12 protein-coding genes are annotated in these 16,237 nt (G+C 38.9%); 3 read left to right on the forward strand and 9 right to left on the reverse strand.

The window, feature by feature from the left end; all coding sequences use genetic code 11:
- Positions 1-18: 18 nt before the first annotated feature.
- Positions 19-1,092, reverse strand: coding sequence for a dihydroxyacetone kinase subunit DhaK (dhaK, locus tag DSM106972_RS09765; RefSeq protein WP_127080807.1), 1,074 nt, complete (start codon positions 1,090-1,092; stop codon positions 19-21).
- 359 nt (positions 1,093-1,451) lie between these two features.
- Between dhaK and DSM106972_RS09770 the strand changes: the two genes are divergently transcribed.
- Positions 1,452-2,186 carry a hypothetical protein gene (locus tag DSM106972_RS09770; protein WP_127080529.1) on the forward strand — a complete coding sequence of 245 codons (735 nt, stop codon included), beginning with the start codon at positions 1,452-1,454 and terminating at the stop codon, positions 2,184-2,186.
- Positions 2,187-2,204: 18 nt separating this feature from the next.
- Here the strand turns inward: DSM106972_RS09770 and DSM106972_RS09775 are convergent, their stop codons facing one another.
- From DSM106972_RS09775 to DSM106972_RS09810, 7 genes are all read right to left on the reverse strand, one after another.
- Positions 2,205-2,651 (reverse strand): GNAT family N-acetyltransferase, encoded by a 447-nt coding sequence (locus tag DSM106972_RS09775; protein ID WP_127080530.1) that lies wholly within the window; start codon positions 2,649-2,651, stop codon positions 2,205-2,207.
- Positions 2,652-3,435: 784 nt separating this feature from the next.
- Entirely contained in the window at positions 3,436-4,050 is a 615-nt protein-coding gene (locus DSM106972_RS09785; RefSeq protein WP_233787715.1) for an HMA2 domain-containing protein, read from the reverse strand.
- A 326-nt stretch (positions 4,051-4,376) separates the two neighbouring features.
- Entirely contained in the window at positions 4,377-4,679 is a 303-nt protein-coding gene (locus tag DSM106972_RS09790) for a DUF5132 domain-containing protein (RefSeq protein WP_073620646.1), read from the reverse strand.
- A 151-nt stretch (positions 4,680-4,830) separates the two neighbouring features.
- A complete protein-coding gene (locus tag DSM106972_RS09795; protein ID WP_127080533.1) occupies positions 4,831-7,065 on the reverse strand; it encodes a heavy metal translocating P-type ATPase in 2,235 nt (744 codons plus the stop codon).
- A 370-nt stretch (positions 7,066-7,435) separates the two neighbouring features.
- On the reverse strand, positions 7,436-8,632 hold the full coding sequence (locus DSM106972_RS09800) for an HMA2 domain-containing protein (protein ID WP_127080534.1): 1,197 nt from the start codon (positions 8,630-8,632) through the stop codon (positions 7,436-7,438).
- A gap of 104 nt (positions 8,633-8,736) precedes the next feature.
- On the reverse strand, positions 8,737-9,273 hold the full coding sequence (def, locus tag DSM106972_RS09805) for a peptide deformylase (RefSeq protein WP_127080535.1): 537 nt from the start codon (positions 9,271-9,273) through the stop codon (positions 8,737-8,739).
- A gap of 132 nt (positions 9,274-9,405) precedes the next feature.
- Positions 9,406-10,611, reverse strand: a complete 1,206-nt coding sequence (locus tag DSM106972_RS09810; RefSeq protein WP_170213567.1) for an HhoA/HhoB/HtrA family serine endopeptidase — start codon at positions 10,609-10,611, stop codon at positions 9,406-9,408.
- 289 nt (positions 10,612-10,900) lie between these two features.
- Between DSM106972_RS09810 and dnaA the strand changes: the two genes are divergently transcribed.
- The gene (dnaA, locus tag DSM106972_RS09815; RefSeq protein WP_127080809.1) at positions 10,901-12,277 is read left to right on the forward strand and encodes a chromosomal replication initiator protein DnaA; all 1,377 of its coding nucleotides are present in this window, start codon (positions 10,901-10,903) and stop codon (positions 12,275-12,277) included.
- A gap of 456 nt (positions 12,278-12,733) precedes the next feature.
- A complete protein-coding gene (dnaN, locus tag DSM106972_RS09820) occupies positions 12,734-13,894 on the forward strand; it encodes a DNA polymerase III subunit beta (RefSeq protein ID WP_019494879.1) in 1,161 nt (386 codons plus the stop codon).
- Positions 13,895-13,922: 28 nt separating this feature from the next.
- Here dnaN and DSM106972_RS09825 read toward each other — a convergent pair whose 3' ends face one another.
- Entirely contained in the window at positions 13,923-16,079 is a 2,157-nt protein-coding gene (locus tag DSM106972_RS09825; RefSeq protein ID WP_127080536.1) for a GAF domain-containing sensor histidine kinase, read from the reverse strand.
- Between the last annotated feature and the right edge of the window lie 158 nt (positions 16,080-16,237).

Consider the following 16,237-nt stretch of genomic DNA (forward strand, 5'->3'; position numbering starts at 1 on the left):
TATAATTATCTATTTTGATTAAACCCCCCAACAAAAACTTGGAGTTTTTACAGGAGCATCCCACAACTTAATCATCTCATCATCTAATTTAAGTAAAGTTATTGAGCAACCTTGCATCTCCAAAGAAGTAATATAGGGGCCAATCAAGGTGCGAACGATATGTAAATCCCTACCAGCACAAATTTGAGCTAACTTTCTATAGATAATATAAAGTTCTGAAATAGGGGTTCCACCCATACTATTAATAAAAGCTAAAAATTTATCGCCTTTTTGAAAAGGTGAGCTACACAACTCCACATCAACCCATTTGCCATTATCCACATCCCACTCGCGGACAGTACGCTTATACGCACCATCATCGAGAATCGACAAAGCCAACATCGATGTTATCTCATTCGCGGGCAACATATCTATACGCTTTCTGCCAGGTTCGCCGTGAATCCCAATACCCACCTCCATTTCCGAGGCGCCTAAATTAAAAGTTGGAGACATCCGTACAGGAACAGTACACGAAGACAAAGCTATACCCATACTGCGTCCATTTAAACTAACTCGGCGACACAAATCAGCAACTTGCTGTAAATCATACCCTTGCTGCGCCGCCGCACCACAAATTTTCTCCGCTAGTACTGTAGTTCCAACACCTCGGCGCCCTTGAGTAAACAAACTATCCTTAACAGCCACATCATCATCAATCAAAATATTAAGCACGCGCATACCTTCAGAGTAAGCTATCTCAGTAGCCATCTCGAAGTTCATCACATCACCACTGTAATTTTTAACTATATATAAAATCCCGGCGCCGCCATCAACTTGTTTTGCAGCTTCCAGCATTTGGTCAGGAGTTGGGGAAGTAAAAACCTCACCAGGACAAGCAGCATCAAGCATACCCATACCTACATACCCCCCATGCATCGGTTCATGACCACTACCCCCACCAGAAATAATAGCCACCTTACCCTGTATTGGTGCATCCGCGCGGTACACATAAGTAGGGTCAAAGTTAACTTTTATTAAATCCTCATGTGCAATTGCCATTCCCTCTAGACTCTCGCGTACAAAGTCTTCAGGTTTATTAATCAGCTTCTTCATAGCCGTTACTCCTGGTTCTGGGCGCCGAAACCCTCCACTTGTCAGATTACCATGTTGTATCCATCTTGTGGGGTGGGCTTTAGATTGCCCGCCTTGCTTGATGAACGGGCTAGAAGCCCATCCCACAAAAGTAATTGGATATTTTTTATTGGAAGACTTCGGAGAAACGCCTTTTTTGAAAGATATCTTAATGGTAAAATGAAAGGCAACCGTTTCGTTGGCGATGCTCAATTAAGGAATATTGATTACTTAGAGATAATTTACCCAGAAACGATAAGTGATAAAACCATTTTAAAAAGAAGCTTCATGGTACGTACAGCAGATGGAAATGTTAATAGACCTTTTAGTGAGATACTAAAATGAAAAGTCAATTTAAAGATATTGTATACAAAACTGACACATTTGGATTTAAAGAAGAAACTGGCTCTTGGGATATCGAATTAGGCGTACCTGATGACCAAAATATACCTTATTTAAATAATTATGTTTATGAGTTAATTAAAGTATTTTTATCTGCATTTGAAAAGTTGTGTACACCGATAGAGATTCGTTATAGTACTATAATTTTTGATTTAAATGGCAAAATCGAAAAAGCACAAGAGGGAGAAGTTTTAATTATTCAAGGAAAAAGTCATACACAGATTTTCCAAGAACTAAAATTGTCTTTAAACAATCCAGAAACGTGTTTATTTACCACGATTTTTATTGACTGCGACTTACATGTATATATTGAAGAGCCAAAAAATATAATAAACAGAAATATATCAAACTCTTTTCGTATACCTAAAGCAGCAACATTTTATTTTGGCTTTGTAATCGAACCATCAGAAGATAATGAAGAAGTGTTAATACCAACAGACAGTAGCATTAGCTTTGAAACTTCAACAGATATTTGGGTGGAAAGGACATTAGACCAGCTAAGTTTACATTGGCAAGATAATCACTACTATGCAGCAAAAACTCAACCATTGTTAGAAGAAGCGCTACGTAAATGGGAAACACTAGTTGGAAAACCAATTTGTGAGTGGAACTCTCGCTATTACCGTGACCAAATCTTTAGATACGGTTTTAAATCTTCTAATCAACATTCTTAAGTGCAAACCATTTTCAATTTATAACTTTTTTTGCATTTTGATATGCGGCACACCAGTTGTACCGGAAAAAAAAACTTCGCCAACAGTTTCAAAGCCAGCGTTTTGATAAAATTGTACTTTTGTAGTCCTAGCATTGAGAGTTAACAGACTTGCACCTCGCTCAAGTGCTACTTTGCTCAAAGTTTGAAGAATATTCATTCCTAACCCTTGTCCTTGAAACTCAGGCATAACAACCATTTGATAAATTTGAAACTCCTGTAAACTGTTTTGACCTAATCGACCATAAGCTATAACACTGTTTCCTGGGTCAGCTATAATAGCAACATGCGAATCCTGTTTTTCTTGAGGCTCAAAAATTGAGTCAAACGGGATATTATGTTCTTGATAAAATAAACGATATCGAAGTTGAGCAGCTTGGTAGTACTCATCACTACCGTACTCAATAAACTTTGTTTGATAATTCACAGCATCCTAAATTAATGTTAAAGCGTTATATTTAGTCTATAATAGACCAAAAAAGTTTATCTTAGTACTTTATATTTAATAGGCGCCTTTTTACTAAATTATTTAAAGATGCGCCTGTATCAAAGCAAAATCTTTTATTTTGGTTATGTTACTGGGTCTAGGGGCCTCAAAAGTATATTTATTAATAATTTTTAATTCTTTCTTTGTGTCCTTTGTGTCTAAGAAAGCGGGAAATCCTGCGGATAATGTGGTTCATTTCTCTTTCTTCGCTTTGCGTACTTTGCGTCCTTTGCGGTTCGTTACACCAACGTTATTTTTGACAAATCAATTAGGAACGCTTCCGGCGCCTCAAAGCAAATCTCTCTTACTCTTGTCTCTCACTAACTTTGCTACGATAAAAACCTTTATAGAGGCAAATTCTCTCTGTGAACTCTGTGTCTCTGTGGTAAATAATAATTATATTCAATGCACAAGCGAGATGCCTACGCTACGAATACTACAAGGAATAGCTAAAAATATAAAAATTCGTAGGTTGGGTTGAGGGAACGCCCTTCGGAGTTCTCGCTTATGAAAACCCAACAATCATAAAGCTTTGTTGGGTTACGCAAAGCCTCCACCCAACCTACAATCTTTATAGAGGCAATTTCTCTCTGTGAACTCCGTGTCTCTGTGGTAAAGAAGATTATATCTACTGCACAGGCGAGACGCCTATGCTACAATTTCAATACAAGAATTTTCCCCTCTCTTTGTGGGAAAGGGGTTGGGGGAGAAGTTTCAAAATATATTACTGTTCTTCTTTCGCCAAACTTGAGGCGTGCAACTTCAGAAAACTATCAAACGAATACCAAGCGAGTACATACCAAGGAATAATATCTAACTGCAAACCTTGAAGCATGAGTTTGCGAATTGATAAACAACCTAGTCCTAATGGAAACAGAAAGCGCAAGTCAACTACTCCATCGGTTGATTTTTTGACTTGTTTGTTTAAATTAATTACTGTGCTAGCTACTCCATCTGCTACTTCAGATTTACCTCTACCGATATCACCAAAAATTATTCCTAGGTCTTGAAGTGCGGTGTGTACGTTTTCTAAACTATCTTCACCTTCGTGCTGGATGGTTATACTACCTTGTGATACGTTTGTACGTACTTGTTTGATGTTGGGATGCGATTGTAAAGCGCTGGAGATTCGCTGCATTTCTTCGATTTTGCGATGTTTGTTGCCTACTCGCAAGCGTAATCTTCCTGGTGTGTCGCTAATTAATTTTGCCGTGATTTGAGCAGTATTTTTAATGTTTTCGGCAGTAATATCTAAGACTGCGGGTTGTTCGAGTTTGACTGGTTTTGATGGTTTTATTTTTGGTGGTTTTGATGTACTAACGAATCCGTTTTTTGACATTGTGCTGCCCTCTATCATGATTTTTTCGCTTGATATAAAAATCCTATTTTATTTTTTAAGTAAATGTATGTGAGCCATAGCCCCACTTACTTTTTTGTCTTTACATTTTTTAATATTAAGAAATAATAAGAGGCAGTTGCCGTTTAAGGACATTTACTGCCTTTGGGAAACTTGTAAATAAAAAGTATCAAAATTTTCTTGTGGGGTGGGCATCCTTGCCCGCCGCTAGTATTAGGCATTTTTTTCTGCCTTAGTATTAATGGGCATTTTAGTAAACACTTTGAAGATTAAACGGGCAAGGATGCCCGTTCCACAAAGGAATTTACCTAACCGTGGTCGTGGTCGTGTGTTTCTGGATGACCACTTGCTTCAAAAGCGGGGAGCTGTTTTGAATCAGCTATTTCTGCTCTTGCTTCAGCTACCATGTCTTCCCAGGTTTCACCAAGTTCTGCAAAGGCGCCTTTGCTTTTTTCGTACAGTACTATGCCACCTTTAATTAAGGTTTTAGCGAATGGTTTACCAACGTTTGCTACTACTGGAATAACAACGGGCGCCAGTAATACTGCACCAATACCAGCGATAATTCCAGGGGCGCCTGCATCTTCAACGAAATCTGTGATTTTAGCCATTTCGATTTTCCTCCAATCGATTAATTAATTGTGATAAAGCTGTCTAGTATATAGTCGTTGAAACAACTACTTCATCTCTCTGTGTACTGAATTAAATGCAAGCAAGGAGTTATTAATCAGTTAAAACTACTAACTCAGCACTCAGCACTCATTACTCAGCACTCTTCTTGAGCATTGGACGTAAGGCATTAACACCTGCAACTACTGTTGAACCATTGTTGACAACGGTAGCTGTGAGGGGGTTAAGTCCAAATATCGCTGCTACTACCAATGCGGCAAGATTAGGTATGGCGATAATACTTGTGTTTTGTTGAATGAGCTGTTTGGCTTTACGAGCAACTTCAATGGCTTCGAGTAAACCTTGCAAGTCATTGTTCATTAACACTAAGTCTGCTGTCTCGCGCGCAATATCGGAACCGTTAGCAAAGGACACTGAAACATCCGCATATGCTAATGCGGCTGAGTCGTTGACCCCATCACCAACGAATGCGACTGTTTTACCAGATGCGTGCAACTCTCGAACTACGTCGGCTTTTTGCTCTGGGAATGCTTCGGCATGGGTATTTTTTGGAGAAATGCCTAATTCTGCTGCTACAGCGCTTGCCGTCCGTTTGTTGTCTCCGGTAAGCATGTGAACATCTATACCTTCAACTGTTAACAGCGATTGAACTACTTTTTTGCTTTCAGGACGAACTACATCACTATGTTCTATTATACCCTGTAATTCTCCATTTGTGGCAACAAATATTGCAGATGCAGCTTTTTCTTCTAAAGCATCAAGTGCTGACATGTCAACGTTTTCTTGACGTAAAAAGCGTTCGCTACCGACGTATACTAATTTTCCGTCAATAATAGCTTCTACACCTAAACCTAGTTGATATTCCCACTTTTCACGGGTGAGAAAATCTATTTGTTCCTGTTCGGCGTGACGTACTACTGCCTCTGCAACTGGGTGTGTTAAACGCATTTCGGCTGTGGCAGCTAGAGCAAGTACATAATTTGCAGATACTTCTGAATTGAAGCTTCTAACATTAGTGACACCAATTTCACCTTTTGTTAAAGTACCTGTTTTATCGAATACTATGGTGTCAATGCTTGCTAGCTGTTCTAATGCGCGTCCACTCCGAATTAAAATGCCTCGACGTGCTGCATACGTAAGTGCTGCTAAAACTGTAGTGGGAACGCATACACGAATGCCTGTTGCAAAATCAAGGGTGAGAATACTAGCTGCACGTGCTGGGTTTCTAGTCAGTGCAAATACAGAACCGCTGAGTAATAATGTTGGTACTACTGCTTTTTCTGCTATTTTTGCTGCGTAATTCTCCATACGAGTATCATGAACAGGTGCCTGTTGCATAAGCTCAATAGTCTTACCTACGCAAGTATCATTACCTACACGCTCTGCGACTATATATATTTGACCTTCGCGAACTAAGCTTGATGCATAAACAGTTTGCCCTTCACGCTTACTTACGGGCATTGATTCACCTGTAAGCTTTTGCTCGTCGAATAAAGCTTGACCACGTAAGATAGTGCCGTCTACAGGTACTTGTTCCCCAGGATACACAATAACAGTGTCACCCTTTTCTACTTCTTCAATCGGAACTTGTACTTTTTCGCCATCACGTTCTACCCAGGCAAATTTTCCTAATGATGAGAGTAAGTCGAGAGTTTGCTGTGCAGATGAACGCGCGGTACGGTCGCGAATATTCTCTCCAATTTCAATTAACCCAAGCATTAGCGCAGGTGTGAGAAATTGACCTTGTACGGTGGTTATGGCTATTGCCATAAAGTCGAGAAATTCGATATTGAATTTACGTTCGTTGTAAATTGCTGAAAATGCGCGTTTGGCTACTGGTAATGTCGCTAAAGCAATGGTTGAGGCAGTTAATAATGGTGATATTGATAAACCAAGAGGCCCACCTAAGACAGCTAAGGTTGCTGCTACTGCTGAAAACTTCCAACTTGGAATTCCGTTTTCTTCTTCAGAAGCAGGTGCAGAAGCTTTTTTTGTCTTGAGAACAGCAACATCTGTGGCAGCTTGCAAAATATGACCAATGTGTGCGCGCATTAAAGCTGTGTTTCCGAAGCTAGGTTCGTAATTTACAGTTAACGATGCTGCTGCTGGTTTTACCTTTACGGTTGTTACATATTTATCTGCTTCTATTAAACTCAGCAATCTTTGCGCGTACTCCGCATCTTCTTTTAAATGTGGAACTCGTAAGCGCAGTCTTCCTGGAGTTTCATGGATGACGCTGTAATATACTTTGAGACGACTCGAACTTTTAGTATTTTTGACTAAAGTTACTTTGCCTGACTGTACATGGTCAGGAGGTGCCGCCTTCAAAGACTGAACGGCGGAGGGTAATATCTTTGCTTGAACCATTGCTCTTTTAATGTCATAAAAAATGGGTGAACAGTTTGGCCGCTTGTTAATAAACAAATGGCTAGTAGCTAATAGCTAGTAACAAACTATGACCTATCCTGCATGAGGATAAATTTAGTTTGGTAATCTACATACAAAAAGACAACAATTAAAAGCAGTATTGAGATGAGTTATCAACTCTACTTACCTGGGACTCAATTAAATATTTGATTGTATTTAGTTGTTCTATTTGATTGTAGAAATCTATAGAAAAATCTTATTCGATTTTACTCAAAGCAGAAGCCTTGAGATATCGTGCAATCGAACTTTGAAAAAGTACAAACCTGTCATTTATGATTTGTCCTTGTGTTGATGAACTTTACAGAGGAAACTAATTAATCGGATAATGAGCTACTACGTCGATTAAAACGTTAATAAAAGGTGGCTTTAGGTCAGCAATTAATGAACTTACTCCGTTGCTTGTTGCTCCTAAAGTTGCGTCGGATGCACTTAGCTGACTCATACCGTTGTTTGACTGATTTATTGACTTAATGACAGCTTCTGCTTCCACTGTTTGTGGTCGCGATAGGACTATATTTTTATTGTCAATTTTTTTTTCTATTTGCTGTTCAACTGGTTGTGTCGTTGAAACTGCGTTCCTGCTTTCTGATGCCAATTGAATTAAATTAACCCAATAAGACACATCTAATGATGCTGGTTGATATGAAATTGCAATTGACGCTGCGTCAGTCTTTAGTCGCACATTGGTTGCTTTTGATTCATTATTCAACATATTCTCTAGGCGCCGTGCATAAGCTTTATCTTTGCCTATTCGAGGTACATTGAATCGAATTCTTCCCGGAATCGAATGCATAATGCTGTAATCTACATTAGCATTAGTTACAACATCATCCAGACTCCGTTCAATAGTAGATGTTTTGTCCACTTTTGACACCAAGGGTTGAGATGTACGATTGGTTGATTTACCTTCGTTTTTATTTTCTGGTTCAGCTTTTAAAGCTTCTCGGAAACTACTTATTGTACGCCTTGTTACATCAGATGTCAACATACAAATTGGAATTGATGCTAAACCAGTGACTCCAAGTCTGGATGTGATGGCTAAACCTGTAAGTAAAGGAATTAAATCTATTCCTTGCTCTTTCCAAAATTCAACAGACTTCCACGCTGCGAAGGGGTCTACCTTATTCTTATTATCTGGCTCGCTCAAACGGCGGACACCATATTTTTCTAAAATTTCTAATAGCTGCGACTGTGCTAGTACCTCTTTGTCAAACGCAATGACTAAATTTTGCGTTTCCTCGTTCCAGGTAACTTGCTTTATTCCTTTTAGCTTTCGCAATTCTTCTACAAGAGTATGTAACAACTCTGTACTACTCTCAGTTGCACGAATTCTAATTCGTTCTGCTGTTACATGAACCACTTGCAAATAAGCCACACCTTGCTGCACTGCTTGTGCCTCTTTTTGTATGGTTTGATAAAATTCATCGCTTTGCACCTTAATTGAGACTCCATCAGGAGGATCATCTCTCTGATTACTCAATTCGCGACTACTAATGGTTTGTGTCATTTTACGCTATTACCCGATAACCCTGCATCTAATGAGGTTAACAACTTATTAAGTTTAACTTAATAAGTTTGTAATTGTCACTACTTTTAACAATTATTTTTGAATCATAGTTTATCCGAATTCTGTAGTTTCTGATACTCTTCTTCGGATATTAACTCTTTTGTACTTTCAACGCGGTCTAAAAAGACGATGCCATCAAGGTGGTCATACTCGTGTTGAAAAATACGTGCGACAAAATCCACTAGCTTTACATTTTTTGAATCACCAGTTATATCAGTATATTCCACAGTAACCGACTGATATCTCGGCACGAGTCCGCGAATACCAGGAACGCTCAAACACCCTTCCCAACCCTTAACTGTTTCCGCAGAATGCTCAATTATCTTAGGATTAATCATAGCGATTGGTTCCATAAAAGGAGCATTTGGATACCGGGGGTTCGGGCGAGAAGCTACAATAAACAAGCGATAGTTAACTGCGACTTGAGGCGCCGCAATGCCAACACCGTTTGTTTCTGTAAGAGTTTTCATTAAATCATCAATTAGCTTTTGAATGCGAGTATCTTTAACATTGTTAACTTCATACGATGATTGACGTAATAATGGATTGCCTAGCTTAATAATCGATAACGACTTGCTCATTTTATAAACTCCTTCAAACTTTAGATATATACCTTAAGAAAGAGATACATAATTTTATTAATTCAAACAAATTAGATGAAAATCTAACATCTTTTTATCCCCCGGTTGGGGGATAAAAGTATACATTTATATTTATTGTCTAGCTTGCCGTTGTACGGGGAAAGCAGCAGGACTGACGGCAACTTGAGTAAGTTGACCGTTACGCTGAACTTGCACTTGTAATGGACTTCCGATTTTACTACTTTCTACAATTTTTTGAACTTCTTCAATTTTACTTACAGGTTGATTATTGATTGATTGAATTACGTCACCTGCTCTTAGACCTGCTGCTGCTGCGGGTGAACGAGGTACGATATCTATTAATAATACGCCTTTGTCGGTTGATAAATTAATACCTAATCGTGCATTAACTCGTTCGCGAATTTCTGGGGTGAGAGTCACCATTTGAATTCCTAAATATGGGTGGTCAACCCTACCCTTGGCGATTAATTCTTGTGCTATGCGTTGTGCTGTATTTATTGGAATTGCAAATCCTAAACCTTGGGCGCCTTTAATAATAGCAGTATTCATTCCAATAACTTCGCCGCGTGCATTAAGTAAAGGACCACCCGAATTTCCTGGGTTAATCGCCGCATCTGTTTGTATATAGTCTACACGCTTATCGGTGGCGCCAATATCACTGCTCGAACGACCTGTGGCGCTAAGTATTCCAGAAGTAACTGTATTATTCAAGCCAAGGGGGTTGCCAATAGCAATAACAGCTTCACCTGGTTGTAGTTTTTCAGAATTACCTAATGCTACCGTTGGTAAATTATTAGTTTCGATTTGAACTACCGCAACATCGGTTACTTGGTCTTCACCCAACACCTTACCTTTGAGAGTTCGACCATCTTTAAGTGTAATAGTTACCGAGTCTGCACCATCTACCACGTGAGAATTTGTTAATATCTGCCCGTTAGCATTAATAATAAACCCAGAACCACTACCACGTTCGACACGCTGACGAGGTTCAGGAGTGCTTTCGCCAAAAAAGCGTCGGAAAGGGTCTTCTAATTGTTCTGGGTTTTGCGATATTGTCCGCGATGAATCAATACGTACTACCGCTGGCCCAACTTTTTGTACTACACCAACCACAAAATTAGGGTCTCCTCCAGATGTGGAGATAATTGGTGGAGGTGCAGCTACAATCGGCGATGCTTCAACTATTGGTTCTGTTGCAGCAGTTCCACCTCGAGAAGTATTCAAACTATTGGCAAGCTGGGCACAACCACTTAGTGACATCGAAGCGGCGCCAAACAGCAACACGCATCCAAGATAATTCTTTCTATAGATAGACATAATAATTGATTTGCTGGTATCAGTGTGTTTTTTCATATAACCTCTTATTCAATATTGAACTACGGAAAACTGAGTTTGTTTCGCTCGTAAGTACATTTGCGGCTTTTAATGTATTTACTTTTCAGTGTGAGTCAGTAATGGTAGGATATTGCCTACTAGGACGTGTCAATGTCAAGATTACAACTCGCGCATGTAGTCCTAGGTATAGCGCATGGTTGGCCTTTTGTTTAGATTTGTAAGTACTTTTTGCGTTTTCTGTGTTTAAAACCTTTATTCAAAGGTGTAAATGATGTCCCTAACTATAGACAACCTGTGGCGCCAAGTTTTAGCTCGTTTACAGCTAGAACTATCGCGTCCCACGTTTGAAACCTGGATAAAGACAGCTAACGCAGAACGGTTAGAAAATAACTGCCTGTTCATTCGTACCCCAAACCCTTTCGCCCGCAATTGGCTGCAAAAGTATTACATTGAAACAATAACCAATGTTGTTTGCGACATCGCAGGTTATAAGATAGAAATTTACATTACATCTGACTCTGACGATTCTCATTCTCAGGAAAATATGGCGCCTGTTGAGAAGACAGCACCAAGAGTAGTTTCCATCGGAATTCGAGAAAATAGTCCAAAAACGAACAATTTAAACTTAAATCCTAAATATTTATTTTCTCGGTTCGTTGTTGGCGCCAATAATAGGATGGCACATGCAGCAGCGTTAGCAGTAGCAGAATCACCGGGACGCGAATTTAACCCATTGTTTTTGTGTGGTGGTGTGGGGTTGGGGAAAACGCACCTAATGCAAGCTATTGGTCATTACCGCTTGGACATCAAGCGAGACTCGAAAATTTTCTACGTTTCCACCGAGAAATTTATCAACGACTTTTCTACAGCAGTAAGCACAGAAATGCAAAGCTTTCGCGACTATTACCGAACTGCGGACGTAATATTAGTCGATGATATCCAGTTTATCGAGGGAAAAGAGCGTTTTCAGGAAGAATTTTTCCATACATTTAATACATTGCATGAAGCAGGTAAACAGGTAGTTATTGCTTCAGACCGTCCTCCCAAACAAATTCCCCAGCTTCAAGAGCGCTTATGTTCGCGGTTTTCAATGGGGTTAATTGCCGATATCCAAAAACCCGACTTGGAAACACGGATGGCGATTTTACACAAGAAAGCTGAGTATGACAATATTCGTTTGCCTAGGGATGTAATCGAGTATATTGCATCAAATTATACGAATAATATTCGCGAACTCGAAGGCGCCTTAATTCGTGCGTTAGCGTATATTTCCATTTGGGGTTTGCCAATGACGGTAGAAAATATTACATATGTTTTAGAGGCACCAAGAGAAAAAATTGCCGCTACACCTGAAGCTATTTTAACTGTAGTTGCTGACACTTTTAATGTATCAATCGAAGACATGAAAAGCAACTCGCGGCGCCGGGAAATAAGCTGGGCACGTCAAATTGGCATGTATTTAATGCGGCAATACACAGATTTAAGTCTACCCAGAATCGGCGAAGAATTTGGTGGTAAAGACCACACGACAGTACTTTATAGTTGTGACAAAATTACTCAGCTACGCAAGAAAGATGCTGCACTCAAACAGAAGTTATACCAGTTAACCGACCAAATTCAAATAAACAATCCGCGCAAGTTATTATAGAAACGTGGCACGGGCATCCTTGCCCGTGTTATTAATTGAAGGAATGAACCACAAAGCACACAAAGGACACAAAGAAAGAAATAAAGAAAGAAAGTAAATATTATTACTAATTAAAAAGTAAATTACGTATTATTCGCAAAAAATGCGCTGTTTTACAGGTTAAATTATAGAATTAACGATATTTTTATACATCAAGGCTTACGTAAAGAAACCTGGTTTCTACCCAAAATATTCATTTTTATTAAATGCTATCAACAAAGAAACCAGGTTTCTCAGGCGCCTGTTCTGTACTAACTAATTTTAAAATTAGTACATAAGTGTTAGTAAATTGGCATACGATGTTATTATCTTAAGTTGCTGTGACGATATGTAAGGCAGTGTTGATTTCGATGCAATACTACCCTAGTCTTACTTATTGCGGCATATCAAACGCGCGCTCACTTTTATCCTCAGCATATGAAACTAGTTTGTAACCAAAGCGACCTTAACACAAATCTTTCCCTGACGAGCCGTGCAGTACCTTCACGTCCTACACATCCGGTACTAGCGAATGTGCTGGTAGTAGCTGATGCTGATACTAATATTGTAACGATTACAGCTTTTGACCTGAGTTTAGGAATTCGCACTAGCTTTAATGCAGAAGTTATTCAAAGTGGCACAATCGCAATGCCAGCGAAGTTACTTAATGATATAGTCTCGCGGTTGCCAGAAGGGGAAATTACTCTTGAAGATGAAACTAATACAGAAGAGAATACAGGCGAAGGTATACTTGTTACTTTGACACCCCGAAGTGGTAGCTACAAAGTTCGAGCAATGGGTGGTGAGGAATTTCCTGAGTTACCAGTAATTGAAGATACTCAACCAATATATTTGAGTGCAGCATCGTTAATTGAAGGGTTGCGAGGAACTTTATTTGCTACGAGTGCTGACGAAACCAAGCAAGTATTAACAGGAGTTCACTTAAAAGTTTTACCTAATGCTCTTGAGTTTGCGGCAACTGATGGACACCGTTTAGCAGTTGTGGAAACAATAAACGAAGGTTCTGACGATAATAATGATGCTGAGTTAGAAGTGACAGTACCTGCTCGTGCTTTACGCGAGCTTGAGCGGATGTTAGCACATAGTGCCCAATCTGAAGAAACTATTGCGCTGCATTTTGACCAAGGACAAGCGATATTTGAATGGCAAAACCAACGTTTAACGAGTCGAACATTAGATGGGCAGTATCCGCAATATCGCCAACTATTACCTCGTCAGTTTCAACGCGAACTAACTTTAGATAGAAAGCAACTTTTGAGTACTTTAGAACGAATTGCAGTTTTAGCCGACCAAAAGAATAATATCGTTAAAGTTAGCATTGACAGCGGCGCCCAAGAAATAACCTTATCAGTGGAAGCAGCAGATATTGGTAGTGCAGTAGAACCAATGCCAGCACAAATATCAGGAGATGATATTGATATTGCTTTTAACGTTAAATATTTAATGGAAGGTTTAAAAGCACTACCAGCAACCGAGATAGTAATGCAGTTAAACTCAAATTTGACGCCAGTAATTTTCACACCCCTTAGCGGTGTTAAAATGACCTATTTAGCGATGCCTGTACAATTAAGGAATTAATTTTGTAGAGACGTTACATGTAACGTCTCTACACCTTGATTGGTATTTGAATTAAAAATTCTGTTCCTTCTCCTGGTTGGGATTTACATTTAAAGGTACCGCTATGTTTATCGACAATGATTTGGTAACTAATAGATAAACCTAAACCTGTACCTTGACCGACTTCTTTGGTTGTGAAAAATGGGTCAAAGATTTTCTTAATTACATGTTCTGGTATTCCACATCCATTATCAGCAATAGAAATTAATACGCTGGGTCTATTATCTGAAAATTGGCTGATGTTAGTGCTAATTGTAATTGTATTTTTTTTTGATTCTCGCTGTTGCTCTAAAGCATCAATAGCATTACTCAAAACGTTCATAAAAACTTGATTTATTTGTCCTGCATAGCATTCTACAGGTGGCAAATCTCCATACTCCTTAATGATGCAAATTGCTGGACTTTCGGGTTTCGCTTTCAAACGGTGTTGCAATATTACTAGTGTGCTGTCAATTCCTTCATGAATGTTCACTGGCTTAACTTCTGCTTGGTCGAGTCTAGAAAAATTACGCAGTGATAATACTATTTGCCGAATCCTATCTGTTCCCAGTTTAATGGAAGACAACATTTTGGGCAAATCTTCGACGATAAAATTTAAATCAACTTCTTCTGCACGTTCAATTACTTCTGGTATATCAGTTGAACAATTTTGCTGATATAAATCTAAAATGCCAAGTATGTCATCTACATATTGATGAACGTGATTAATATTACCGTATATAAAATTGACGGGGTTATTAATTTCGTGTGCAATTCCCGCTACAAGCTGACCCAGACTTGACATTTTTTCAGTTTGAATAAGTTGAGTTTGAGTTTGTTTTAATTCTTGTAATGTTGTTGTGAGTTCTAATGTACGTTTCAGAACTTGGCTTTCGAGATTGAAATTAAAATAATTTACTTTTTGATAAAGCTCATATTCATATGTAGCTGTAGCAAATTGATGTCCTATGCTCGCTGCAAGTGTAATTTCATCGGAAGTCCATTGTTTTGCTTGTAGCTGTTTGGACTGGCGCCAAATTTCAAAAGATTGTCGAGGTAACCGTTGTCGTTCATCAGGGTCAAACTCACCTGCCCAAAGGGTTTCAGACTCATAGCTGTCACGAAAAACACTCAAATAACCCTGTAGCTGCGAACGATACATCAACGGTATCATTAAAATACTACGAATATTAGTGGCTTGAAAGGCAATTTGTAAGTTTCGCAGTTCGGGCGTTTGATATATATCTGATATTGCCCAGACACTATAATGTCCTTTATAATGTTCTTCCCAAGCGCTATATTGTTCTATTATGTCAAATTTCGCAATCTTGGGAACAACTGGTTGCTTACCAATTTGATAAACTTTAATTTTTGTAGCGTCTGTCAAACACTCAATAAAGCTTTGTAATGTATCAGTTTGATGAATAGTTTCTGAACAAATACATAATCTACCCCCACAACCATCAAAAGCAGTAACCGTTTCTTCTAAAGCTGTCTGTAAATCCATATCTGGCAATAAATGAAGTCGGTCGGCAATGTGATTGATTATCGTTTCACGATGAGCTTTCAAACGCGCTTCTTGTAGTGGAGTAATATAAGCAATCACGACTGCAAGCAAATCAGCAACTGTTTGCACTGTATCAACTTCAACGTTAGAAATTAAGCGGGGTTGAGAATGATGCGATACTAGCAGTCCCCAAAGCTGATCATGATAAAGTATGGGCACGACAATAGAAGACTGTACCCCCATTGCAGTTAAATATTCTGCATGACAAGGGTCAACTGAACGCTGACTGGCGCTCATCCCATTAAAATTCATAGGGTTCTGAGCAATTTGTCCAGTATCGACATTCACAATCGAGCTAATCCTTGACTGCACGAATAATTCACGCGCATGAGCAGGAATATCATCTGCTGGAAAATTTAAATTTAGTAATGAAGGTAATTTATTCTCGTTTAGAGATTCAGCTATGACTTGCCCGTTATTGTCAGCATGAAACTTGTAGACCATTACTCTGTCAGTCGTGAGAAATAGACGCAACTCTTCTACCACTACCTTGAGAATATTTGGTAACTCTAAAAGCTTACGAATCCTATCATTAATAGAATGTAGCAGTTTAGTCGGCTCAATATTAAGACGTAAATCTGAATCACTAGCTAGAGTCATTGCCTGTACTGAGATAAAAAGGTAACAACAAAAATATGACTACTATTGTCAGATTTTTTGAACAAATTTGTCTTCAGTACAAGTACTGCAACGGATATAAAGGATGTAACGGATAGTTGATTGTACTTAACCATTATGTAACAAATTAATCCGTTACA

It is taken from the genome of Dulcicalothrix desertica PCC 7102, assembly GCF_003991905.1.
Taxonomy (GTDB): Bacteria; Cyanobacteriota; Cyanobacteriia; order Cyanobacteriales; family Nostocaceae; genus Dulcicalothrix; species Dulcicalothrix desertica.